Source organism: Mesorhizobium sp. NPDC059054 (assembly GCF_042739215.1).
Lineage (GTDB): Bacteria > Pseudomonadota > Alphaproteobacteria > Rhizobiales > Rhizobiaceae > Mesorhizobium.
In genome coordinates this window covers 326,450-350,357 of record NZ_JBHYHV010000002.1, presented here as the reverse complement: position 1 = coordinate 350,357, position 23,908 = coordinate 326,450, and the positions used below count along the sequence as shown (strand labels likewise).

Below are 23,908 nucleotides of genomic sequence, written 5' to 3'. Positions count from 1 at the left end.
TCTTGGCGGAAATTTGCTATCGAGGGCAAAAAACAGACGCCCACCGGTTTTGCGTAAACCGCGTGCATTTCTGTAATGATACAATTGGCAATGCTGTGGCAGCACCAGTTCCACCGCATCGTCGGTCCACCCGCCCCGTCACGCCAAGAGCGGCGGCCTAGTATTCCTTTTCGTAGAAGATACCGCCCTTGGCCTCGCCATCATCCGAGGCTTCGCCGCGCAGCTTGACGCCCTTGCCGACATTGAAGTCGATGCGCGCCTTGCCTGAACCCGGCTTCTCACCCTTCTGGATATTCAGATAGGTGCGATCGTTGAGGTATTTGCCGGCCGACACAGCCGTTCCGCCCTGATCGTCGGTGGTGACGTCGAGATCGTCGACACCCAGCTTGCCGCGCAGCTTCTCTAAAAGTGAAGTGGAGCCGCCGACGCCGCTGAGCTGCGCTGCCGCTTCCGCAAGCTGAGCGATCTGCAGCGGCGACAGATTGGACATCGATCGGCCGAAGATCAGCCGTGCCAGCACCTCGTCCTCCGGCAGCGCCGGCACCGAGGAGAACGAGAACTTCGGATTGGTCGCCTCCCCCGAGACAGTGATCGTCACTGTAGCATCGCCGGCGCTCGATTCGGCCACCATGTTGAGATACGGCACCAGAGAACCGGAGAAGGTCAGTGTACCTTCCGTGAAGGTCAGGCGCTTGCCAAGAATGGACAGCCGCCCGCGCTGCAGCGTGAACTTGCCGACCGCTTGCGGCGCGGAGGCGGGCCCGGCGAGGCGCAGATTGCCGCCGAGTTCGGCATCGAGCCCGCGCCCCATCACGAAGATCTGGTTGGGCGCATTGACGGTGACGTCGAGTGTAAGGCCTCCGCTTCCGCTGCTACCGCCACTGCTGCCACCGGAAGGACGGAGCGCCTTGTCCTGCGCCCTGACCGCCGCCGGCGCGTCCTTGCGCTTGATGTTCAGGGTCGACAGCGAGGTCGGCAACCGCTCCGGTACGGTGACGACGACCTTGCCGAGATTGATCGTTCCCGCGACCACCGGCGCCGTCGCCAGTGGCCCCTTGATGGTGAGGTCGCCACCGAGATTCGCCGTCACGATGCGGCCGTCGGTGTAGCGGCCGTCGACCAGCTTGATCGACAGATCAGCAGGAAAGCCCTTCGCGGCATCGATGCCAACCGTGCCGCCCGCGGACAGCGTACCGCGAGTCGAGAGGGTGCCAGTAAGCCGGTTGATCGTCGCGATCCCGTTGGCCATGCCGATGTCGAGCGTGATGTCCTTGATGCCAAGTCCGGTGTTGGCATCAAGGATGCGTGCCCCGGACGAGCGAACCGAACCGGCGATCACCGGCTTGGTGGCTGGACCACGCACCTGTACCGAGACATTTGCACCACCCGTCAGGGAAAGTCCCTGTTCCGCAAGCTTGCGCGCCAGCAGTTCGAAGGGCACGTTGCCGGCAATATCCACCGATAGATTGGGCGTACCGGCGGTGGTCACGGAACCACCACCCTTCAGCGCCAACCCGGCCCCACCACCGATATCGGCATTGAAGGTAAGTTTGTTGGCCGCAAAGGTGCCGCCGGATGCAATGTTGATTGCGCCGATGCCGGCATCGCGTGTCGCCGCAACTCCGAGCCCACTGGCCTTGATGTTGTAGGTGACCGAAGGCGCAGAAGCAGCGCCGGTGACCTTGGCCGTGCCGGACACCGTGCCGGCGGCGCCAAGCCCCGGCGAGAACGAATTGGCGGCGGCAACGGGCAGATTGGCCAAGGCTACATCGATGTCGAGAGCCTTGCCTGCAGTACCGGTGATCGTTGCGCGGCCGCTGTCGACACCGACCACCAGCTTCCGGATCGTCGTCGTGCCATTGGCGACGGTAATGGTCGAAAGTTCGGGGATCACCGCCTTGAGGCCACGGATCACGGCTTGGCCGGAGGTCAGTTCGAGCGTGGTCACGCCGCCGGTCGATTTCACGCGTCCGGCTGCCTTGGCTGGGATATCCTTGACGGTGGCTCCGCCGGAAAAGCCGGTCCATTCGCCATCACGCTTCAGGTCGATGGCGATACCGGTGACAGTCGTCGTGCCGGAAGTGACCGCATCCGCGCGGACGGTGCCGGAGACCGCGGGTGCTGCCGCGTAGTTGGCCACCAGCGCATCGATTGCCACGTTCCTGGCGACCAGATCACCACGCTTGACACCGGCCTTGGCCTGCAGCGCCACTTCAGGCACGCCGTCGCGCTTGGCGAAACGGACGGTGCCACGCACATCGCCTTCCGCCTTTTCCAGCGCCAACGCCGCCAGCGGCCCGATGTCGGGCAAGTCGATCGTCACCGTTCCTTCCGGGAGGAAAGCTTCGTCGAGAACGAGATCGCCGGCGATGCCGTTGTTGCCCAACGCAAGCTTCAGCCCGTCGATACGGCGCTGGCCACTGTCCGTCTTGAGCACCGCCTTGCCCTGAAGTGGTTGCCCGGCAACCGTGGCAGACAGCGTGACGTCGGCAGCAGGGTTGGCAACATCAGCCCTGCCGGTTGCGGCAAGATTCAATCCGCTGATTTCACGCCCCGCGACCTCGAGCTTGTCTCCGCTCAGCGATACCGAAACATCGGGGGCGACCATGACACCTTTCGCTGTGACCGAAAGGCCGATCGAGCCCTTGGCTTCCTTGGAAAGCAGCGAGAGGTCGGCCAGCGCACCCTTGAGTTCGGCAACGATCTGGCCTTCATGCAGGCTGGCACTACCGCTGGCGGACACGGCTCCGGACTCCAGCGCAATGGAATCCGCCGTCACGGTGCCTTTGGCATCGCGTCGGATCGCCGCCGACAGCACGGCACGTTCGCCAAGCACCGGCCGTGCGGCCGCAGGCAATGCCGACGAAGCGGCATCCGCCTTGACGTTCAGTTCGATCGAACCATCGACAAGGGCCATCTTGCCGTTGAAATCGCCGACCAGCGTATCCGAGCGGATGGAGCCCTTGTCGACATTGATGGTTTCCTTGGCCAGGCTGCCGGCGACATCTGCCCGGATCTTGCCGGCGATCAGCGGAGCAATGGTGGGATTGTCCAACCCGATCTTGTCGACGGTCAGCGAGCCGGTCATCGGCCCGACACGGTTGGCAACGTCGAAATTGTCGGAATGGATCGTCAGGTCGATGTTCTCGAACTTGGTGACGGTTGTCGTGACCTTGGCCAGCGAGGCACCGATATCAAGCATCGGCGCACTGCCTTCGCCGAAAGCACGCAGCGACGCAGATTTCATCTCGATGTCGATCGGACTTTCCTTGCTGCCGAGCGCCAGCGGCAGCGTCGGGCCAACCGAGTTGAACTGGAGCGAAAAGTCTGTGGCACCCTTGGGATCGATGTGGCCGGCGGCCGTGCCGCGCACGGCATTGCTGTTGATCTGTGCCTGCTCGATCTCCACGCCACCGGTCTTGGTGGCGGTGCCGGTGAAGGCAAAATCCGTCTGACCGGCGAGTAGCGGCTTGAACCGTTCAGGCAGGAAGCGGGCAAAATCGCCGTCGCCCTTTGCCTCGATGCGATTGCCCTTTTCAGTCTGCTGATTGCGGCCGGTCAGTTGCGTGACCACCTGGCCGTCGACGCTGAAGCTGCCGGCACCATTCCAGTCCGCCAGCGAACCTTTTCCGGCAAGAGTGATGTCGACCGCCGGATCACCTGGCAACTGCAGCAGGTTGGCGAGGATCCCGCCTGCAGGTTCCGATGCCTTCACGTCGAGATCGAGTTTGTTGTCGGCCGGTGCGAAATCGACGGTCGCATCGACAGTACCCTGCTTGCCATCGTTGCGCGCGACATTGAGCTTGGCCGCCACCGCAAGTGGCGAAGCATCGGCCTTGAGGGACCCTTTGGCAGCCAATTGCGCGACACCTGCGCCGGCCAGCGCTTCGCCGAGCGCGATATCGGGCAGCTCGATCGCCTTGATGTCAACGGACACCGGCAGGCCACCACCACCTTCGGTATCGCGCTTCGGCTCGCCCTCGGACACCGGAAGCCGCGCCGCTTCGATGCGTCCGACCGCGACGCGGTCTGCGCTGAATGTCTTTGTCAGCAGCGCAAGCGGCGACCAGTCCACCGCCACCTGACGCAGCACAAGCCATGGGCCTTTGCTGTCCTCCAGCACGACGTGATCGACCCTGAGCGCACCCGACCAGATGCCGTCGATGCCGGCGACCGTCACCTTGCTCTCCGGCGACGAGGCCATCGATGAGATCAGGCCTGCGAGATTGTCGCGGCCGCGCTCGGTCGTGGTGAACACGATCAAGGCACCTAGCGCCGCGGCAACGATAACCGCCACCACATAGAGAAAGATACGCAATGCGCGTTTGAATAACTTCGCCATACCGTCAGAACGCCTGGCCGATACCGGCATAGATGCCGAAGCGAGGGTCGCCTGGTTCCCGGTTCAATGGTACTGCGCCGTCGATGCGCAGCGGCCCGAACGGCGTGATGTAGCGCAGACCGACACCGGCGCCGACCTTCATATTGGAGAAATCGGGGAATTGCTCGGTGGAAACCGTACCGGCATCAACAAACGGTACGATGCCGATCGTATCTGTGATGCCGATGCGCATTTCGGCTGAGGTCTCGAAATAGGACAGACCGCCGATTGGTTGGCCGTTGATGTCCTTCGGACCGATGCCCTGATAGGCATAACCACGTACCGAACCGCCACCGCCCGCGTAGAAACGCCGGTCGGCCGGAACGTCCTGAAGGCTTGCACCGACAATCGAACCGATGGCAGCGCGACCGGCGAGCACGAAGCGGCCCCCGCTGTCGACTGCTTGATAGGCGCTGCCCTCACCGCGCAATTTCACGAAGGTGGCGCCGTTCAGGAGATCGTAGCTCGGCTCGGCATAGGCCAAAAACCTGAAGCCGCTCTTCGGGTTCAGCTTGTTGTCGCGATTGTCAAAGACATATTGCAGCGGCACGCTGGCGATCAGGTAGTCATGCTTGCCGAAACTGTCGGTGATCTTCGAATAATCGAGCGAAATCTCAGCCGATACCGTCTGCCGCTTGTCCAGTTCGTAGGACAGTCCCACGCCGCCCTTGGTCGAGAAGCGGTCATAGGCGTCGGGATGCTCGTACACCGTTTTCAGATTGGCGAAGAACTTCGAGGCTGGCCCGACCACACCCGGTTTCTCGAACATGATGCCGGCATTATAGTTCAACTCGCCGAGGGCGTTGGCGCCGATGCCGCTGATCGCCCCTTCGATGCGCAGCTTCTCGGCGCGACCAAACAGGTTGCGGTGGCCCCAATAGCCTTCCAGCCCGAGGCCCTCGGTGTTGGAGAAGGTACCGCCGACGCCAAGATAACGCGGCTTGCGTTCGCTGACCTCGACATCGATCGGGATATTGCCGTCGGCATCGAGCTTGTCGCCTTCCTTCAGCGAGACGCTGTTGAAGACCTCCAGCCCAAGCAGACGATCGCGAGCGTCCTCGATCTGCTTCGGCGAATAGCGCTCGCCGCGCTTCAAGCCCGTCATGTATTCGGTGAATTCGGGATCCACCGCCTCGGTGCCTTCGACGGTCGTCTGGCCGATACCCGCGACCGGACCGGCTTCGACGGTCAGCGTCACATCGAGCCGCCCCCCATCATGGTCGGCCACGACTTCGCGATCGGTGACCTTGGCCAGCGGTCTGCCCTCGTCCTTCAACGCCTTGACGAGCCGCGCTTCGGCTTTCAGCACTGCACCGGAACTCGCGTCACCACCAGAGATCAGGCCGAAATCCGCACTCGCCATGCCGGCGGCATCGCCCTTCAAACGGATGTCTCCGAGTGTGAATTTCTGGCCTGGCCTTACGGTGATCGTCACCGGTACAGGTTGTTGCCCCTTGAATTCGGCGTCGGGCGGCAAGTCGTCCAGCGACTTGCCGGCAATGGCGATGTCGACGACACCTTCGTAGCGGGCATCTTCATAGAGCGCAGCAACCAGTTGCTCGCGATCCCCGCGCGCCTTGGTCATCAGACCGAGCGAACCGGACACCGGGCGTTCTTCGTCGTTCTTCAGGCTGGAGACAGTCTCCAGTTTTTCCTTCAGGTCGTCGTCAGCGTCCGGAGCTTCGATGGTCACGGTGTAGCGCAAGGGATCGGTGATCGCCTCGTCTGTTTCCTCTTCGGAACCCCAGAGCTTGATTCCGAACAATTCGAAAGCCGAGGCGCTTCGCCCCTCGATCATGATGGCGGAGACGCTGAGCGTGGCCAAAAGCAGGGCGCGCGAAAGCGCACGCCAGGACGTGCACTCCAACAAACAACGCCTCACCACAACAGGCATCTACTCAACCTGCCCTCGAATCCAGACTCTGTCCTCCCAATGCACCCAAATGCTAAAATTGGAATGAACGTGTGAAGTCCTCGTAAACTCACAATGCGGCCACAGTTCAATTGTCCGAATTGTACCGGGCTTGGAATACACACCTTTTGTGCAGTCGCAAAATTGTGTGATCTGTGCCCTAGATAAGATGTCCCGGCGACAGGCCGGCAAAAGATGTCTGCAACCAGCGGTTTGCACGCCGCTGGGAGCGTTGACAAGCCTTGCCGAAGCTTGAACATGCCGGGGACTATCAGGTGCCAGGAGGGTGTGATGGCATTGCGCGCGGCTCGTTTTCTGCCGATTTTCTTCTTTTTCCTGCTTGCTTCGTTCGGCGCCGTCCAGGCGGCGGACACAAAGCGCATCGTGACAACGGATAATTCCGATTATTTCGGCTTCGACCTGCGATCCGAGCAGAACCTCACCCTCGATCAGTGCAAGACGACCTGCCTTGGCGATTCGGCCTGCCGCGCCTTCACCTACAACACCAAGGCGAAATGGTGCTTCCTCAAGTCCGACTTCAACACGCTGAAGCCCTTTGCCGGCGCCGTCGGCGGCAAGGTCGTCACCATCGACACCGCTCCGGACATCGGCGCCCCTGCGGAACTCAGCTATTTTCCGGCCTGGATGGCCGATCAGGCGCAGCAATACCGAAATTTCCTGACCGGCCCGGGCTACACCAAGCCCACGGATGGCCTGACCACCTTGGAGCAGGAAGCCGAGCAGTCGGCGCTCTCGGGCGATCATCGCACCGCCATGCAGAAATACGAAGCCGCGGCTTCGGTCATGCCGGACGATGCAGCGCTTTGGCCCAAACTGGCACGCGAGATCCTGGCGACGCTGGAAGCCTCCAGCGACAATCAATCGACGCTGCAATCCAACGCCACCTCGGCCGCCTATCTCGGCTACAAGCTGTCGCGCACTGCAGGTGCCCGCGCCGAAGCGCTGGCGCTGCTCGCTGGCGGGCTCGATCGCCGCGACCAATATCGCCCGGCGCTGCAGGCCTATGAGGCCAGCCTCGCGCTCGAGAATTCCGCGGCGGTCCGTTCCGAATATGAAGACCTGAAAGCGCGCAAGGGTTTCCGTGTCGTCGAACACACCGTCGATGCCGACACTTCCAGCCCACGCATCTGCGCGCAATTCTCCGAAGAACTGGTCAAGACCGGTGTGGACTATGCGCAGTTCGTCACCATCGGCGGCGCAGCTCCCAAGGCCGTCGAGGCCAAGGACAAGCAGATCTGCGTCGAAGGGCTCGAACACGGCCAGCATTATGACGTCGTCTTCCGCGCCGGCATTCCCGCCGCCATCGGCGAAGTGACCGCCGCTCCCGTAACGCTGTCGATCTATGTGCAGGACCGTGCGCCGTCCGCCCGCTTCACCGGCGACAGCTTCGTGCTGCCGTCCGGCGTACGCCGCGGCATTCCGGTCGTCACCGTCAACATGAACGCCGCCGACATGAAGCTCTTCCGCATCGGCGACCGCTCGCTGGCGCAGCTTCTCTCTGGCTACCAGTTCCTGCGCCAGCTCGACGGCTACGACCTTTCCAACATCAAGGAGCAGATGGGCCAGCCGATCTGGGAAGGCCGCATGGAGATCGCCGGCGACCTCAACAAGGAAGTGACGACGTCCTTCCCGGTCGACGAGGCGCTGCCGCAGCGCAAGCCCGGCGTCTATATCCTCACGGCGCAGCCGGTGGACGACAAGAGCGACGAGTACAATTCGCGCGCCACGCAATGGTTCGTGGTTTCCGACATCGGCCTTTCAACCTACACCGGCCAGGACGGCCTCAACGTCTTCGCCCGCTCGCTGGGCAGTGCCAAGCCGATCCAGGGTGCGGAGCTCACCCTGCTTGCCCGCAACAACGAGATTCTCGGCACCGCCACGACGGATGGCGAAGGCCGCGCAGTCTTCAATCCGGGCCTCACCCGTGGCGAAGGTGGCATGGTGCCGGCGGTGCTGATGGCCAAGCAAGGCGACCAGGACTTCGTCTTCCTCGACATGGCCAAGGCCGGTTTCGATCTTTCGGACCGCGGCGTGGCCGGTCGCGCCGCACCCGGCGCGCTCGACGTCTATGCATGGACCGAGCGCGGCATCTACCGCGTCGGTGAAGACGTGCACGTGCAGGCGCTCGCCCGCGACGATGCCTCGAAGGCGGTTGAGAACCTGCCGTTGACCTTCATCTTCACGCGCCCCGACGGCGTTGAAGCGCGCCGCATAGTCAGCGACGGCACCTCGGCCGGTGGCCATGCCGTCGATCTGGCGCTGGAACCCAATGCCATGCGCGGCACCTGGACGGTGTCGATCCATACCGATCCCAAGCAGGCGGCGGTAGCGACGCATATGTTCCTGGTCGAGGATTTCGTGCCCGATCGCATCGAGTTCGACCTCAGCGCCGACAAGAAAGAGATCGCCCAGGGAGAGACCGCCAACATCACCGTAGATGGCCGCTTCCTCTACGGCGCGCCGGCGGCCGGGCTTGCGCTGGAAGGCGAGACGACGCTGTCGGTGACGCGCGACTGGGACCGCTTCAAGGGCTTTGCCTTCGGCCTCGCCGACGAACAGGCGGCACAGCCGACCGTGACACCGCTGGCCGATCTGCCGCTGGTGGGCGACGATGGCAAGGCAACCTTCCCTGTCGCGATCGACCAATTGCCGGCCACCACCAAACTGGTGAACGCCAAGGTGACGGTGCGCATGCGTGAGACCGGCGGCCGCGCCGTCGAGCGTTCGCTCGATCTCGCCGTGCGCCCGCAAGGCGATCTGATCGGCATCCGACCAGATTTCGACAATGACGAGGTGCCGCAGGGCGGCACCGCCAAATTCAGCCTGATCGCGGTGGATCGCGACGGCAACCGAAAGGCCCTTGCCGGCGCGCAATGGTCGCTGGTCAGGGTCGAGCGCAATTATCAATGGTACCGTAACGGCGGCTCCTGGGCTTATGAAGCCGTGAACCTCACCAAGGCCGTTGCCAATGGCAAGGTCGATATCGCCACCGACGGCGAAGCGACGGTCTCGCTGCCGGTCGATTGGGGACGCTACCGGCTGGAGGTCGAAACGGCCGATCCCGAGGGTCCGGCCTCGTCCTACGAGTTCGATGGCGGCTGGTATGTCAGCGCCACCTCGACCGAGACTCCGGACGGTCTGGAGATCGCCCTCGACAAGGACGACTATGCCGTCGGCGACACCGCCAAGCTGAAAGTGTCGCCGCATTATGCCGGCGAACTGCTGGTAACGGTCGGCGCCGACCGCCTCCTCAAAACCTTCAATGTGAGCATCCCCAAGGATGGCGGCACCGTGGATATCCCGGTCACCGACGACTGGGGCGCTGGCGCCTATGTCACGGCCACCCTGTACAGGCCGGGCGACGCGGAGCAGAGCCGCATGCCGGCTCGTGCCATCGGCGTGAAATGGCTGAAGATCGATCCAGGCACCAGGAAGCTCGGCGTGGCACTTGCCCCACCTGCCAAGATGGAGCCTCGACAGACGCTGTCCGTGCCTGTCTCGGTGACCGGAGTAGCGCCCGGGAGCGATGCCTATGTCATGGTGGCCGCCGTCGATGTCGGCATTCTCAACCTCACCAACTACAAGGCGCCGGACCCGGAGAACTGGTTCTTCGGCCAGCGCATGATGGGGCTGGAGTTGCGCGACCTCTACGGCCGCCTCATCGACGGCTCGCTCGGCACCACCGGCAAGCTGCGCACCGGCGGCGACGGCAATGCCATGCAGAGCCAGGGCAGCCCGCCGACCGAAAAGCTGGTCGCCTTCTTCTCGGGCATCGTCAAACTGGATGCCGAAGGCAAGGCCACCGTCGATTTCGACCTGCCGCAGTTCAACGGCACCGCGCGCGTCATGGCCGTGGCATGGACCAAGGAAGCCGTCGGCCACGCGGTGAGCGACGTGATCGTTCGCGATCCGATTGTCATCACCGCCGGCCTGCCGCGCTTCCTGGCACCCGGCGATGCCGCGACCATGCGGCTTGACTTCGCCAATACGGATGCGCCGGCCGGCGACTATGCGCTCGCCATTGAAACAACCGGCGACATCACCATCGGCAATGAAGCTGTACCAGCCAAGCTCACCTTGGCTGAAGGCAAGCGTCAGACGTTGAGTGTGCCGCTGATCGGCGTTTCACCGAGCGATGCCACCATCACGGTGAAGCTTACCAAGGACGGCGGACCTTCCGCCGAACAGACATTGTTCCTTCCCGTTCGTCCCGCCCAGCTTCCCGTCCCGGTCCGTCTTGTGGTGGACCTGAAGAATGGAGCTTCACTGCGCGTGGACAGCGAACTCCTGGCGGCAAGCACGTTGCAAGGTTCCTCGGTCAGCGTCGGCGTATCACAGTCGGCGGCGCTCGACGTGCCGTCATTGATCCTGTCGCTCGACCGCTATCCTTATGGTTGTGCCGAGCAGACCACCAGCCGCGCCCTCCCCTTGCTCTACATGAGCGAAATGTCGAAGGGCTACGGCATCCCGGACGATCCAGGCCTGCACGATCGGGTGCAGGAAGCGATCTACAGGGTGCTGAGCTACCAGGCTTCCGGCGGCAGCTTCGGCCTGTGGGGCCCGGGTTCGGGCGACCTGTGGCTGGATTCCTACGTCACCGATTTCCTGACAAGGGCACGCGAGGCCAAATACGACGTACCCGCCCAGGCGATCTCGCAGGCGCTGGCAAACCTGCAGAACTCGCTCGGCTACGATCAGGACGTCCAGGATCGCGGCTCGCAGATCGCCTACGCGCTCTACGTTTTGGCCCGCAACAAGAAGGCGTCTGTCGGCGACCTGCGCTATTATGCCGACACCAAGCTGGAGGCCTTCTCCAGTCCGATGGCGGTGGCGCAACTGGCCGCCGCCCTGGCGCTCTACGGAGACGCGCAGCGTTCGGAGGCTACGTTCCAGGCAGCGCTTACGCTGGCCAAGAACACCAGCAACTATGACTGGTACCGTTCCGACTACGGCTCAGGGCTGCGAGACGGCGCCGCAATGCTGGCGCTTGCCGCTGAATCCAAACCCGTACCGTCGGTGGTGCCAGAACTGGTCAAGCTGGTCGAAAGGCAGCGTGCCGTGCAGCATTGGACGAGCACCCAGGACAATGCCTGGATGCTGCTGGCTGCCCGCGCACTGAAGAACGGCAACGACACCATCAAGCTCGCCATCAACGGTCAGCCGCACAGCGGTGCCTATTCGACCGAAATGACGGGAGAGACGCTGCTCGACAGCCCGTTGACCGTAGCCAATGCCGGCAAGAACGGCCTGCAGGCTGTCGTCACCACCATCGCCGCGCCGGCACAGCCTCTACCGGCGGGCGGCGACGGCTTCACCATCGAGCGCACCTACTACACGCTCGACGGCAATGAGGCGAATGTCAGCGAGGCCAAGCAGAACGAGCGTTATGTCGTCGTCCTCAAAGTATCGGAGCTGAACGACTGGCCGCAGCGTGTGCTCATCACCGACCTGCTGCCGGCCGGCTTCGAGATCGACAATCCGGGTCTCGTTTCTTCGGCTCAGCTTTCCAACTTCTCTTGGCTGGCGCAGACCAATGCCGCGCATCTCGAATTCCGCAACGACCGTTTCGTCGCGGCCTTCGACCCGGCCGCGGAGGACGGCGACCGCACCAAGACCCTGGCCTATGTGGTTCGGGCGGTGACGCCCGGCGTCTATGCGCATCCGGCGGCCAGTGTGGAGGACATGTACCGGCCGCAATATTCGGCCCGCACCGCCACCGGCATGATGGAGGTGAAGGCGCCGTAAGGCCGGCGCCGCGAGGCGGTCATGACTGACGCTGTCTCCCCTCACCCCGCGCGAAAACGACTGCGGCGCTTCGCGATCCTCGCCGGCGCTGCGGTTGGCCTTGCCGCAATTGCTGCCGGTGGGCTGTGGGGGCTCGACCGTGCCTTTCCGCCGCCTTTGCCGGAGACACTGCCGGTATCGGCCGAAGTCCTCGACCGCGACGGTGCGTTGCTGCGGGCCTTCGCCACGAAGGACGGATACTGGCGTTTGCCGGTGGGCCTCGATCAGGTCGACAAGAACTTCATCGACATGCTGGTCGCCTATGAGGACAAGCGCTTCTGGGACCACGAAGGTATCGACCCTCTTGCACTGGGACGTGCGGCGATGCAACTCGCCGGCAACCGCCGCATCGTCTCGGGCGGCTCGACACTGTCCATGCAGTTGGCTCGCCTGATCGAGCCGCGCGAAAGCCGTTCCGTCGGCTCCAAGCTGAAGCAGATGCTGCGTGCGCTGCAGATCGAGCGGCGGCTGTCAAAACGCCAGATCCTGGAACACTATCTGACCCTGGCGCCCTATGGCGGCAATCTCGAAGGCGTCCGCGCCGCCTCGCTTGCCTATTTCGGCAAGGAACCGCGCCGTCTCACGGTTTCGGAAGCAGCCCTTCTGGTTGCGCTGCCGCAATTGCCGGAGCGCCGCCGTCCTGACAAGAACCCTAAGATTGCACAGGCCGCACGGGATCGGGTGCTGAACCGCGTGGTCTCGGCCCGACTGATCGGCGAGCGTGAGGCGCGCCGCGCGGCACTCGACGACGTCTCGGGCTTGCGACGGCCCTTGCCTGCCTTCGCGGCGCACACCGCCAACACCTTGCTGCGCAGGGCGGAAGTTGGCGCACCGCTTAAACTCACCCTTCGCAAGAGCGTCCAGGAAGGGTTGGAAGCCGTCGCGCGCGAAGCGGCCGCCCGGCTCGGGCCGAAACTGTCAGTCGCCATGGTGCTGGCCGATTCCCGCACGGGCGACATTTTGGGCAGCGTCGGCTCTGCATCATTCTTCGATTCCAGCCGTGCCGGCTGGATCGACATGACCCGTATCGTCCGCTCCCCGGGTTCGACGCTGAAGCCTTTCATCTATGGACTGGCCTTTGAACAAGGCATGGTCGCGCAGGAAACGATGATCGAGGACAGTCCGGCCGACTTCTCCGGCTACAGGCCGAAAAACTTCGACATGGGCTATCAGGGCGACGTCTCGATCCGGCAGGCCCTGCAGCTTTCGTTGAACGTACCCGCGATCCGCATCCTGGACGCGGTTGGGCCGGCGCGGTTGACCGCCCGCTTCCGTCAGGCCGGCGTGTCCCCGGTTCTGCCGCTCAACCAGCCGCCGGGTCTCGCCATCGGTCTCGGTGGCGTCGGCACCAGCCTGCGCGATCTGGTCCAGCTCTATACCGGCCTTGCCAATGGTGGAAAGGTGCACCCGCTGCGCGACGGCACCGAGGCCGTGCCTGTGGCTGGCAACGCCACCACCATCCTGGACGAACAGGCCAACTGGCAGATCACCGATATCCTGGCCGGAGTGAGACCGCCCGAAGGTGCACCGCGGCGCGGCATCGCCTACAAGACCGGTACATCCTATGGCTACCGCGACGCATGGGCGATCGGCTTTGACGGCCGTTATGTGCTGGGCGTCTGGGTCGGCCGCGCCGATGCCAGTGCCGTGCCCGGCCTCTCAGGCTATGTGTCGGCAGCACCCATCCTGTTCGAGGGTTTTGTCCGATCAGGCCTGGCCGCTGTCGCCTTGCCCAGCCAACCTGCCGGTGTGCTGCGACCGAGACGCGAGGACCTGCCGGTCACCCTCGCCCGTTTCGGAACAGGTGCCGATACTCCGGTCGGCATTGCAGCCACCGAACCGGCGCCGCGTATCGTCTTCCCGCCCGACGGCGCCCGCGTCGATCTCGGTGTCTCGGGGTCCGAAGCCACACCGCTGGTGTTGAAACTTCAGGGTGGCCGAGCGCCATTCCGCTGGCTCGCCAACGGCAAGCCACTGGCAGGGATCGATCGTCGCCGTACCGCGACCTGGCTACCGGACGGCAGTGGTTATTCGACTTTGACCGTGATCGATGCCGCCGGCCGCGCCACCAGCGTCAAGGTGTTCATCGAATAGGCTGGCCGAGCCCGACGGCCTGCGGCATTCAGATTCCAATCCGTGACTCCATTTGTGATCGGCCCATAGGTTCGGGTGAGGTAGAATTTTCTTGCCCGGCCACCAAATCGCTGGAACTTTTCTTCGCAGGCCCGAAAAAGGCAACTTTCGCCGCACCCAAATTCTACAATTTCGATAGAGTAGAATACAGTTCAACGGAGGCGGAAATGACCAAACCTCATTTCAAGAAACTGCTCGGCATCCTCATTGCCGGTTCTGTCCAGTTCGGTGCACTCGGCTTCGCGTTCGCTGATACCACCATCCTCAACGTGTCTTATGACCCCACTCGCGAGCTCTACAAGCAGTTCGATGAGGCCTTTGCCGCCTACTGGAAAAAGGAGAGTGGCGAGACGGTAACCGTCCAGCAGTCGCATGGCGGTTCCGGCAAGCAGGCACGCGCCGTCATCGACGGCCTGGAAGCCGATGTCGTCACGCTGGCGCTGGAAAGCGACATCAACGCGATCGTCGAGAACTCGAAGAAGATCAATCCCGACTGGCGTACCAAATTCGAGCACAACTCAGCCCCTTACACCTCGACCATCATCTTCCTGGTCCGCAAGGGCAACCCCAAGGGAATCAAGGACTGGAATGACCTGGTGAAGGACGGCGTCCAGGTCATCACGCCGAACCCCAAGACCTCCGGAGGAGCGCGCTGGAACTATCTCGCTGCCTGGGCCTATGCCAACGCACAGAACGGCGGCGACGAGACCAAGACCAAGGAATTCATCTCGAACCTCTTTTCGCACGTGCCTGTGCTCGACACCGGTGCCCGCGGTTCGACCGTGACCTTCGCCCAGAAGGACCTCGGCGACGTGCTTCTGGCATGGGAAAACGAGGCCTATCTCGCACTCGACGAGTTCGGCGCCGACAAGTTTGACGTCGTCTACCCGCCGACCTCGATCCTGGCCGAGCCGCCGGTTGCGGTCGTCGATGCCAATGTCGACGCCAAGGGCACGCGCAAAGTGGCGGAAGCGTATCTGAAATACCTCTATTCGAAAGAGGGCCAGACGATCATCGCCAAGAACCATTACCGTCCTGCCAAGCCCGAGCTCGTTCCAGCCGAGGACCTTGCCAAGCTGCCCGAGATCAAGCTTGTGACGATCGATGATCCGCAATTCGGCGGCTGGAAGAAGGCACAGCCTTATCATTTCGCCGACGGTGGTATATTCGACCAGGTCTACAAGCCGGCGCAGTGAGGGTTGCGGCGACGCCACGACGTTGTCGAGGCGCCCACCGGTAAGGGAACAGGAAGGGACGGACTAACAACAACATGACCACGACACCCGCGCAGGCGGGGTGGCGGTTCAAGCAGCCGAGTGTCATTCCGGGTTTCGGACTGACGCTCGGCTTCTCGCTTGTCTACCTCACCCTTATCATTCTCATCCCCCTGGCCGGGCTGGTCTGGCGTTCCGCATCGCTCGGATGGGTCGATTTCTGGCGCATCGTCACCGCCGATCGCACCTTGAAAGCACTGGAAATCAGCTTCGGTACCGCGTTGATCGCGGCCGCAATCAACGTCGTTTTCGGCACGATCGTCGCCTGGGTGCTGGTGCGTTACAAGTTTCCCGGTCGGCGTGTGGTCGACGCCATGGTCGACCTCCCTTTCGCACTGCCGACCGCCGTGGCCGGTATCGCGCTCACCACGCTCTATGCGCCGAACGGCTGGCTGGGCAGCCTGTTGATGCCGCTCGGCATCAAGGTGGCCTATACGCCGCTCGGCATCATCGTCGCGCTTGTCTTCGTCAGCCTGCCCTTCGTGGTGCGCACCGTCGAGCCGATCATCGAAGAGATCGACAAGGAGGTCGAGGAAGCAGCCGCCACGCTCGGCGCCAGCCGCTTCCAGACCATCACCCGTGTGCTTTTCCCAGGGCTCGCGCCGGCCATCATCACAGGTTTTGCGCTCGCCTTCGCACGCGGCGTCGGCGAATACGGCTCGGTCATCTTCATCGCCGGCAACCTGCCCAAGGTGACGGAGATCGCCCCGCTGCTCATCGTCATCCGGCTGGAGGAGTTCAACTACGCCGCCGCGACCGCCATTGCCGCTGTGATGCTGGCCATATCCTTCGCCATGCTGCTCGTCATCAACCTCCTTCAGGCATGGAGCCGCAAGCGCTATGGCTGATCCGGAAATCAAATCCTACGAGCCGATGCACGACAACCCGTCCGCGGCGGTCACCGAGAGCCGCTCGGCGCGCACTGTGCTGATGACGATAGCCTTCGTCTTCCTCGGCATCTTCCTGCTCTTGCCGCTCATCATCGTCTTCAAGGAAGCCTTCGCCAAAGGCGTCGGCGCCTATTTCGCATCGCTGAACGACCACGACACGCTGTCGGCCATCCGCCTTACGCTGCTTGTCGCGGTGATCGCCGTACCGCTCAACGTCGTCTTCGGCATCGCCGCCGCCTGGGCGATCGCCAAATTCGAGTTCAAGGGCAAGGCCTTCCTCACCACCTTGATCGACCTGCCCTTTTCGGTCTCGCCGGTCATTTCCGGCCTGGTCTATGTCTTGTTGTTCGGCGCCCAGGCCGTGCTCGGGCCCTGGCTGAAATCGTACGGCATCGAAATCCTCTTCGCCGTGCCGGGCATCGTGCTTGCCACTGTCTTCGTCACCTTTCCTTTCGTCGCGCGCGAGTTGATCCCGCTGATGCAGGAACAGGGAACCGGAGACGAGGAAGCCGCGCTTTCGCTCGGCGCCAATGGCTGGCAGGTCTTCCGATACGTCACTTTGCCCAATATCAAATGGGGCCTGCTCTACGGCGTGCTGCTCTGCAATGCCCGCGCCATGGGTGAATTCGGCGCGGTATCGGTGGTCTCCGGCCACATCCGCGGCATGACCAACACCATGCCGTTGCATGTCGAGATCCTCTATAACGAATACAACGCCGTCGGTGCTTTCGCCGTGGCCTCGCTGCTGGCTGGCCTCGCGCTCGTCACTCTGATCTTGAAAACCGTTCTCGAGATGCGCTACGGCGCCGAACTCGCCGCGACACGCGGACATTGACAGGGACATTTGAATGGAAGTTCGCGTTGCCAATGTACGCAAGGAATTCGACCGGTTTCCGGCGCTCCGCGATGTCTCGCTCGACATCCGCTCAGGCGAGCTGATCGCGCTGCTTGGTCCCTCCGGCTCCGGCAAGACCACCTTGCTCAGATTGATCGCAGGATTGGAGAGGCCGACCACCGGCAAGATCTTCTTCGGTGACGAGGATGCATCGAGCAAGACCATCCAGGAGCGCAATGTCGGTTTCGTCTTTCAGCACTACGCGCTGTTCCGCCATATGACGGTGGCGGACAATATCGGCTTCGGCCTCAAGGTCCGTCACGGCGCCACGCGCCCGTCGAACGAGGAAATCCGCCGTCGCGCCTCGGAACTGCTCGATCTGGTCCAGCTTTCCGGCCTCGAGAAACGCTATCCTGCGCAACTCTCCGGCGGCCAGCGCCAGCGTGTCGCGCTTGCCCGCGCCATGGCGATCGAGCCGAAAGTGTTGCTGCTGGACGAGCCTTTCGGCGCGCTTGACGCGCAGGTCCGGCGCGAACTGCGTCGCTGGCTGCGCGACATCCACGACACCACCGGCCACACGACCGTCTTCGTCACCCACGATCAGGAGGAGGCGCTGGAACTGGCTGACCGCGTCGTGGTGATGAGCCAGGGCCAGATCGAACAGATCGGTAGCGCCGACGAGGTCTACGACACGCCGAATTCCCCCTTCGTCTTCGGCTTCATCGGTGAATCGAGCTCGCTGCCGGTCAGGATCACCGACGGCCAGGTCTGGATCGCCGACCGGCCCATCGGCCTTTCGGCACCGAACCATCCTGCCGGCGATGCCCTGCTCTACTTCCGCCCGCACGATATCGAGCTGCTCGACGGCTGCAGCGGCTGCATTGCCGGCACGGTCGCCGCCAGCCGCCGTGTCGCCGGCACCCGCCGTGTCGAGCTGGAGATCGGTGGCGAACGCCAGCGCGTCGAGATCGAACTGCCTGTCGACCATATCGCGACCCAGAAGAGCCGCATCGCTTTCCGGCCGAGCCGTTGGAAGCTGTTTCCGGTAAAGCGCGGAGAAAACTAGCTCGCGCAACCACTCCTCAGGCAATACAGAAAAACCATTCCGGAAATACCAATATCCGGGATGGTTTTTCTACTTCCGACCAAGGCTACAGACCGGCATTCCTCGTCTTTGTGGTATCAGGTTCTAATGTACGGACTTCCGCAGCATATTTTTCCAACGGAGTCCTTTCATGAAACGCCTTTTGCTCGCCGGTGTCGCGCTGGCCGGCTTGGTCCTCGCAGCAGTGCCCGCCTCTGCCGCAGAGAAGCTGCTCAACGCGTCCTATGACGTCGGTCGCGAGCTGTTCGCACAGGTCAACAAGGCTTTCATCGAAAAGCATCCTGGCATCACCGTCGACCAGTCGCATGCGGGAACTTCAAAGCTGGCACGCTCGATCGTCGAAGGTCTTGGCGCGGATGTCGTGACCTTCAACCAGGTTCCGGATGTCGACTTCCTGGTCAAGCAAGGTTTTGTCTCGGCGGATTGGCAGAAGGATTTCGCCAACAACGCCTCGCCCTTCTATTCCCTGCCCTCCTTCCTGGTAAGGGCCGGCAACCCCAAGAACATCAAGGACTGGGATGATCTCGCCCGAGAAGGCGTCCAGGTGATCTTCCCCAACCCGAAGACCTCCGGCAATGCGCGCTACACCTATCTGGCCGCGACAGCTTACGCCAAGGAGAAGTTCAAAGGCGACGAAGCCCAGGTCAAGGAATTCGTCTCCAAGATCTTCGCCAACGTGCCGGTATTCGATACCGGTGGCCGTGCTGCCACCACCACCTTTGCTGAACGCGGCATCGGCGACGTGCTGATCACCTTCGAGTCTGAAACGCAGGGCATCGCCCGCGAATACGGCACCGACAAGTACCAGCAGGTCGTTCCGTCCGTGAGCCTGCTGGCCGAATTCCCGGTCGCCATCGTCGACAAGGTTGCCGACGAGCATGGCACACGCGAACTCGCCAAGACCTATCTCGATTTCCTCTACACGCCGGAAGGCCAGAAGATCGAGGCAGAGAACGGCCTGCGCGTGCGTGACGAAAAGATCGCTGCCGAATTCAAGGACAAGTTCCCCGAGGTGCGGCTCGTGACAGTCGAGGACGCATTCGGCGGTTGGGAGAAAGTTCAGAAGGACCATTTTGCCGAAGACGCGTTGCTGGACGAGATCTACGGCAACCGCTGATCTTGGGCGACATTTAATTTTGGATAAGCCGGCGCAAGCCGGCTTTTTCATTTCTATCGGGCAGTAGTGCCAATTTTGCAGCATAAACCCATCGCGTTTGGAAAACGGACGGAAAATCAACGCTCTTTTCATTGTATATCGACAAACTGGACTCTATTCTCTCCTTGTGCGTCCTGGCTGATCGTTTCGCCATGATTTACGCACAAACAGCCGGCAAACGGCTGATGGGATTGCGGCTCAGGCAGTGACAGGCATGCTCACCAAAAAAGGCAAATACGGGCTGAAGGCCCTCGTGCATCTGTCGCGGATGCCGGTCGGGCAACTGGCCTTCGTCAACGACATCGCCGTTGCCAACAACATCCCGAAGAAGTTCCTCGACGCCATCCTCGGCGAATTGCGCAATGCCGGCTTCGTGCAGAGCCGCAAGGGCAAGGATGGCGGCTATCGCCTCGCTCGTCCCGCCGCCGAGATCAAGATCGGCCACGTCGTGCGCGTGCTCGATGGCCCGCTGGCGCCGATCCCTTGTGCCAGCCGCACGCAATACCAGCGTTGCGAGGACTGCAACGAAGAGACCTGCGAAGTCCGCCACATGATGCTGGAAGTGCGGCAGGCCATTGCCGACGTGCTGGACAATCGCAGCCTGGCGGCGATGCGCGACGCCGACAATGACGACTACCCGCTGGAACTGTCCTCACAGTCAAACTGAGGAAGTTCCCGGAGATCGTTATCCGGCGGCTAAACAGCCGCCGGCTGCGGCCGGCCTACTCGCCACAGAACTAGCAGCATCACCGCCAGGTTCACCACGTTCCACGCGATCCCATTGAGGAAAGCCGCGGCATAGGAACTGGTGAGGTCGTAGATCCAGCCCGACATCCAGCCGCCCACAGCCATACCGATGATGGTGGCCATGATCACCAGGCCGACGCGCTGGCCCGCCTCGGCAGCCGGCATATATTCGCGCACGATGATCGCGTAGCAGGGCACGATGCCACCCTGCGACAGGCCGAAGACCAGCGACACGATGTAGAGCGAAGCCAGCCCGTCGAAGGGAATGTAGAAGAACAGTGCCAGGCATTGCAGTGCCGAGCCGATCAGCAGCGTCTTGATGCCGCCGATACGGTCGGCAACGAAGCCGGATGCCAGCCGGCTGACCACGCCGGCGGCGAGCATGACCGACAGCATCTCGGCACCACGCGCCACGCCGTAACCGAGGTCCATGCAATAGGCGACGATGTGCACCTGCGGCATCGCCATCGCCATGCAGCAGCCGAAGCCTGCGACGATGAGGAGCCCCTGCAAAGCAGCCGGAGACAGCGCGATCGGCTGCACACGGCGAGCGGTCGAAGAATGCGAACCGGTGAACGCTTCGCGCGGCGCGGGCTGCCGCATCATCAACACCAGCGGGATCATGGTGACGAGGCAGAAGATGCCGATGACCAGATAGGTGAAACGCCATCCCTCGGCCGCGATCAGCGGCGGCATCACCACCGGCCACAACGCGCCGGCCAGGTAGTTGCCGCAAGCAGCTGCAGCGACGGCAACCCCGCGCCGCCGATTGAACCAATGCGAGATATCGGCGACCAGCGGTCCGAAGATCGCAGCTGTGCCGAAGCCGACGAGAATCCCTTGCGCCAGCGTGAACTGCAGGATCGAGCCGGCAAAGGATGCCAGGATCATGCCGGCCGCAAGCGTCACCGAGGACAGCAGCGCCGGCATCCAATAGCCCATGCGATCGACTGCGCGCCCGACCAGCACATTGCCGGCGGCAAAACCGATCATTGTCGCCGTATAAGGCAGGGATGCATCGGCTCGGTCGACACCGAATTCGGCCTGCACCGCGGGCAAGACGACCACGACTGCCCACATGCCGACAGCACCAATCGTACCCAAAACGATGGAGACGGCGAGCCTCAACCAGGCTTCGCGGCCATCGATGACGGAGGTGGCGTCCGCCGACTGGACGGGATGCTGGTTCATGTCGGATGCGGGCTCCGTTACGGCAGTGCCCGCACTTATCCTTCACCACATCCAGGGCCGGCAGCGCCAAGCTGGACCAAAAATTAATGCCAGAAATGCCTTCAGGGCCGCGACACCACGCCATTCTGGGTGATCATCATATTGGTCAGCGTGCGCTCGGCATGGGTCAATCGCCAGTCGAGCATCTTCTGCGCATAGCGTAGCACCGTCGATGCCATTTCCGGCCGGTCAGCCAGATTGGTCGTCTCGTGCGGGTCCTCGACGAGATCGAACAGCAGCGGCGGCAGGGCAGCGAAATGCACGTATTTGTAGCGGTTGTCGCGTATGACGGCGTAGCTGCACTGATCGGATGTGATGCCAAGCGAGGTCTCTGCCTTCTGCGTCGCCACGGTACGGAAGTCGTGTTCGAAGAAGACCGCTTCTCGCCAGTCGGCCGGCTTCTCGCCATGCAGCAGCGGCAACAGCGAGTGGCCATCGCAGGCACGCGGCTTTTCGAGCCCGAGCCAGTCGAGAACGGTCGGCATGATGTCGACAGCTTCTGTGAATGTATCCACCGCCGAGCCGCGCGCAGCATCGGCATCGACGCGGGGATCGCGGATCACCAGCGGCAGATGGAAGGCACCGTCGAAATAGACCTCCTTGCCCCAGGCATGATGCTCGCCCAGCATTTCGGCATGGTCGCTGGTGACGATGATCAGCGTGCGGTCATACTCGCCGGTTCGTTTCAGATGCTCGATGATGCGGCCGAGATGGTGATCGACTTCGGCGATCAACCCGTAATAGGTTGCGCGCATCTGCCGGATTTCCAGCTCATTGGCAGAAACCGGATCGAACGGGCTGTGCTCGTCATAGCCGCCGGGAACGCTCACCCGATCCAGTTCATAGGCAAGCATCGGATGCTGCCGCTTTTCCTCGGCTAGGCTTGCCGCTCGCGCCGGCAAGGTCACGTCTGCAGGATCGACCATGGCATTGTATGGCTCGGGCGCGATCAGCGGCGGGTGCGGCCGCAGGAACACGAAATGCGCGAACCACGGGCTGTCACGCCGCACCGAAAGCCATTTCAGGAAAGCGTCGGTCAGGAACGCAGCTTCGCTATGCTCGGCCGGATAGATCGTCGGAATATAACGGAAACCACGGTCGTCCGGCTTGTCGAAGCCGGCTCTCGGCCGGAAGACATCGGCTCGACCGCCCGGCAGATCGTAGCCTTTGGCGAGAAGATCGGCGATCCATTCTTCCATTTCGTCGGGCAGATGCAGCGCCGCCTCGAACCCCGGCATCACGCTTTCATAGGTCTTGAGCGACGGATCGTTGGCGTCGAGATCGCGCGGATCAGCGCTGGTATCGGTATAGCCGAACAGGGCTGGCCGGTAGCCAGCCTTGCGCGCTTCCAGAGCGATGTTGGTGTGGCGTGCATCGAGCGGCGTGCCGTTGCGGCCAGAGCGATGGTTCATGAGATAGAGGCCCGTCAGCAGGCTGGCACGCGAAGGACCGCACGGTGTGCACTGGCCGAAATGCTTCCGAAACAGCACCCCATCCGCAGCGAGCGCATCCAGGTTCGGCGTGTGCACATTGGGATGGCCAAGCGCTGACAGGCAATCGCCACGCCACTGGTCGGCGCAGATCAGAAGCACGTTCGGGCGCTGTGTCGTCGTCATTTCCATCTGACTCATTCAGGTTCGCGCCCTACCACCTTGTCGGTGTTGGCGAGCAGTTTTCGGACCGCGGCACGCGCTGCATCCGGGCGCTGCAGACGGATGTTCTTCTCGATCAGTTCGTGCAGTTTCTGGGCTGCATCGAGATCGTCGCCTTCGCGCGTCACGTGCACGAACAAATGATCGAAAGCCTGTTCGATCAGGACGCCGAGCGGCACCAGCAGGTCATTGCCGGCGGCATGCAGAATGGCGAGGTGAAAACGCGTGTCGGCGCGCGTGCGCTCTTCCAGCGTCACGGCGTTCTTCATGTCGCGGCAAGCCCGCGAAATCTCCTCCATCTGCGCTTCCGTGCGCCGCATGGCGGCGAAGGCCGTAGCCTCCGGCTCGATCAGGTGGCGGAATTCCTGCACCGTGCGCAGAAAGGCGCCACGATCAGGCGACGTCGCGTACCAACCCAGCACATCCCTGTCGAGAAGGTTCCAGCGCTCGCGTGGCTCGACCCGGCTACCGACCTTCGGCCGGGAAGCAAGCAGGCTCTTGGCCATCAGCATCTTGATAGCTTCGCGCACCGCCGAGCGGCTGACGTTGAAGGTTTCCGCCCACTTCGTCTCATTCGGCAGGATCGTGCCGGGCGGGTAGTCGCCGCGCACGATGGCGAGACCGATCTCGTTGGCGACATGTGCGTGCACGCTGGAGCCAGCCCGGCGCGCCGCAGGCATCGGCTTCTCGGCACCGTTGTCGCTCTTTGCCTTCCCCTTGGCCGCGCGCATGCTTTCCCTTGTCGGCACCAGGCCAACAAGCAGGCCCGTATCACCTGCCCAACAAGT

General features: G+C 62.7%; 13 protein-coding genes. 8 read left to right on the top strand and 5 right to left on the bottom strand.

Annotation, left to right across the window (positions count from 1 at the left end):
- Positions 1-157: 157 nt before the first annotated feature.
- On the bottom strand, positions 158-4,342 hold the full coding sequence (locus tag ACFWXH_RS09460; RefSeq protein ID WP_379119572.1) for a translocation/assembly module TamB domain-containing protein: 4,185 nt from the start codon (positions 4,340-4,342) through the stop codon (positions 158-160).
- A 4-nt stretch (positions 4,343-4,346) separates the two neighbouring features.
- Entirely contained in the window at positions 4,347-6,179 is a 1,833-nt protein-coding gene (locus ACFWXH_RS09455) for an autotransporter assembly complex family protein (protein WP_379120888.1), read from the bottom strand.
- A 405-nt stretch (positions 6,180-6,584) separates the two neighbouring features.
- Here ACFWXH_RS09455 and ACFWXH_RS09450 point away from each other — a divergent pair, with 405 nt between their 5' ends.
- The 8 genes from ACFWXH_RS09450 to ACFWXH_RS09415 all read left to right on the top strand — a co-directional run bounded on the left by ACFWXH_RS09450 (position 6,585) and on the right by ACFWXH_RS09415 (position 20,158).
- Positions 6,585-12,059 carry an alpha-2-macroglobulin family protein gene (locus ACFWXH_RS09450; RefSeq protein WP_379119570.1) on the top strand — a complete coding sequence of 1,825 codons (5,475 nt, stop codon included), beginning with the start codon at positions 6,585-6,587 and terminating at the stop codon, positions 12,057-12,059.
- A gap of 21 nt (positions 12,060-12,080) precedes the next feature.
- Positions 12,081-14,192: a penicillin-binding protein 1C gene (pbpC, locus tag ACFWXH_RS09445; RefSeq protein ID WP_379119568.1), complete on the top strand. Its 2,112-nt coding sequence runs from the start codon at positions 12,081-12,083 to the stop codon at positions 14,190-14,192.
- Positions 14,193-14,398: 206 nt separating this feature from the next.
- Positions 14,399-15,427 carry a sulfate ABC transporter substrate-binding protein gene (locus tag ACFWXH_RS09440; RefSeq protein WP_379119566.1) on the top strand — a complete coding sequence of 343 codons (1,029 nt, stop codon included), beginning with the start codon at positions 14,399-14,401 and terminating at the stop codon, positions 15,425-15,427.
- A gap of 74 nt (positions 15,428-15,501) precedes the next feature.
- Positions 15,502-16,353: a sulfate ABC transporter permease subunit CysT gene (gene cysT / locus ACFWXH_RS09435; RefSeq protein WP_054308326.1), complete on the top strand. Its 852-nt coding sequence runs from the start codon at positions 15,502-15,504 to the stop codon at positions 16,351-16,353.
- Positions 16,346-17,230 (top strand): sulfate ABC transporter permease subunit CysW, encoded by an 885-nt coding sequence (gene cysW, locus ACFWXH_RS09430; protein WP_379119564.1) that lies wholly within the window; start codon positions 16,346-16,348, stop codon positions 17,228-17,230. The genes cysT and cysW overlap by 8 nt, the downstream gene beginning before the upstream one ends.
- 13 nt (positions 17,231-17,243) lie before the next feature.
- Positions 17,244-18,296, top strand: coding sequence for a sulfate/molybdate ABC transporter ATP-binding protein (locus ACFWXH_RS09425; RefSeq protein WP_379119562.1), 1,053 nt, complete (start codon positions 17,244-17,246; stop codon positions 18,294-18,296).
- A gap of 169 nt (positions 18,297-18,465) precedes the next feature.
- Positions 18,466-19,452 (top strand): sulfate ABC transporter substrate-binding protein, encoded by a 987-nt coding sequence (locus tag ACFWXH_RS09420; RefSeq protein ID WP_379119560.1) that lies wholly within the window; start codon positions 18,466-18,468, stop codon positions 19,450-19,452.
- 253 nt (positions 19,453-19,705) lie between these two features.
- Positions 19,706-20,158 carry an Rrf2 family transcriptional regulator gene (locus tag ACFWXH_RS09415; protein ID WP_054308330.1) on the top strand — a complete coding sequence of 151 codons (453 nt, stop codon included), beginning with the start codon at positions 19,706-19,708 and terminating at the stop codon, positions 20,156-20,158.
- 29 nt (positions 20,159-20,187) lie between these two features.
- Here the strand turns inward: ACFWXH_RS09415 and ACFWXH_RS09410 are convergent, their stop codons facing one another.
- The 3 genes from ACFWXH_RS09410 to ACFWXH_RS09400 form a co-directional block, all read right to left on the bottom strand.
- Entirely contained in the window at positions 20,188-21,429 is a 1,242-nt protein-coding gene (locus ACFWXH_RS09410) for an MFS transporter (protein WP_379119558.1), read from the bottom strand.
- 101 nt (positions 21,430-21,530) lie between these two features.
- The gene (locus ACFWXH_RS09405) at positions 21,531-23,084 is read right to left on the bottom strand and encodes an alkaline phosphatase family protein (RefSeq protein ID WP_379119556.1); all 1,554 of its coding nucleotides are present in this window, start codon (positions 23,082-23,084) and stop codon (positions 21,531-21,533) included.
- Positions 23,085-23,095: 11 nt separating this feature from the next.
- The gene (locus ACFWXH_RS09400) at positions 23,096-23,851 is read right to left on the bottom strand and encodes a FadR/GntR family transcriptional regulator (RefSeq protein WP_379119554.1); all 756 of its coding nucleotides are present in this window, start codon (positions 23,849-23,851) and stop codon (positions 23,096-23,098) included.
- Between the last annotated feature and the right edge of the window lie 57 nt (positions 23,852-23,908).

Coding starts and splice junctions, on each gene's coding strand:
- ACFWXH_RS09460 (WP_379119572.1), bottom strand. CDS start 4,342: ATGGCGAAGTTATTCAAACGCGCATTGCGTATCTTTCTCTATGTGGTG.
- ACFWXH_RS09455 (WP_379120888.1), bottom strand. CDS start 6,179: ATGATCGAGGGGCGAAGCGCCTCGGCTTTCGAATTGTTCGGAATCAAG.
- ACFWXH_RS09450 (WP_379119570.1), top strand. CDS start 6,585: ATGGCATTGCGCGCGGCTCGTTTTCTGCCGATTTTCTTCTTTTTCCTG.
- pbpC (WP_379119568.1), top strand. CDS start 12,081: ATGACTGACGCTGTCTCCCCTCACCCCGCGCGAAAACGACTGCGGCGC.
- ACFWXH_RS09440 (WP_379119566.1), top strand. CDS start 14,399: ATGACCAAACCTCATTTCAAGAAACTGCTCGGCATCCTCATTGCCGGT.
- cysT (WP_054308326.1), top strand. CDS start 15,502: ATGACCACGACACCCGCGCAGGCGGGGTGGCGGTTCAAGCAGCCGAGT.
- cysW (WP_379119564.1), top strand. CDS start 16,346: ATGGCTGATCCGGAAATCAAATCCTACGAGCCGATGCACGACAACCCG.
- ACFWXH_RS09425 (WP_379119562.1), top strand. CDS start 17,244: ATGGAAGTTCGCGTTGCCAATGTACGCAAGGAATTCGACCGGTTTCCG.
- ACFWXH_RS09420 (WP_379119560.1), top strand. CDS start 18,466: ATGAAACGCCTTTTGCTCGCCGGTGTCGCGCTGGCCGGCTTGGTCCTC.
- ACFWXH_RS09415 (WP_054308330.1), top strand. CDS start 19,706: ATGCTCACCAAAAAAGGCAAATACGGGCTGAAGGCCCTCGTGCATCTG.
- ACFWXH_RS09410 (WP_379119558.1), bottom strand. CDS start 21,429: ATGAACCAGCATCCCGTCCAGTCGGCGGACGCCACCTCCGTCATCGAT.
- ACFWXH_RS09405 (WP_379119556.1), bottom strand. CDS start 23,084: ATGACGACGACACAGCGCCCGAACGTGCTTCTGATCTGCGCCGACCAG.
- ACFWXH_RS09400 (WP_379119554.1), bottom strand. CDS start 23,851: ATGCGCGCGGCCAAGGGGAAGGCAAAGAGCGACAACGGTGCCGAGAAG.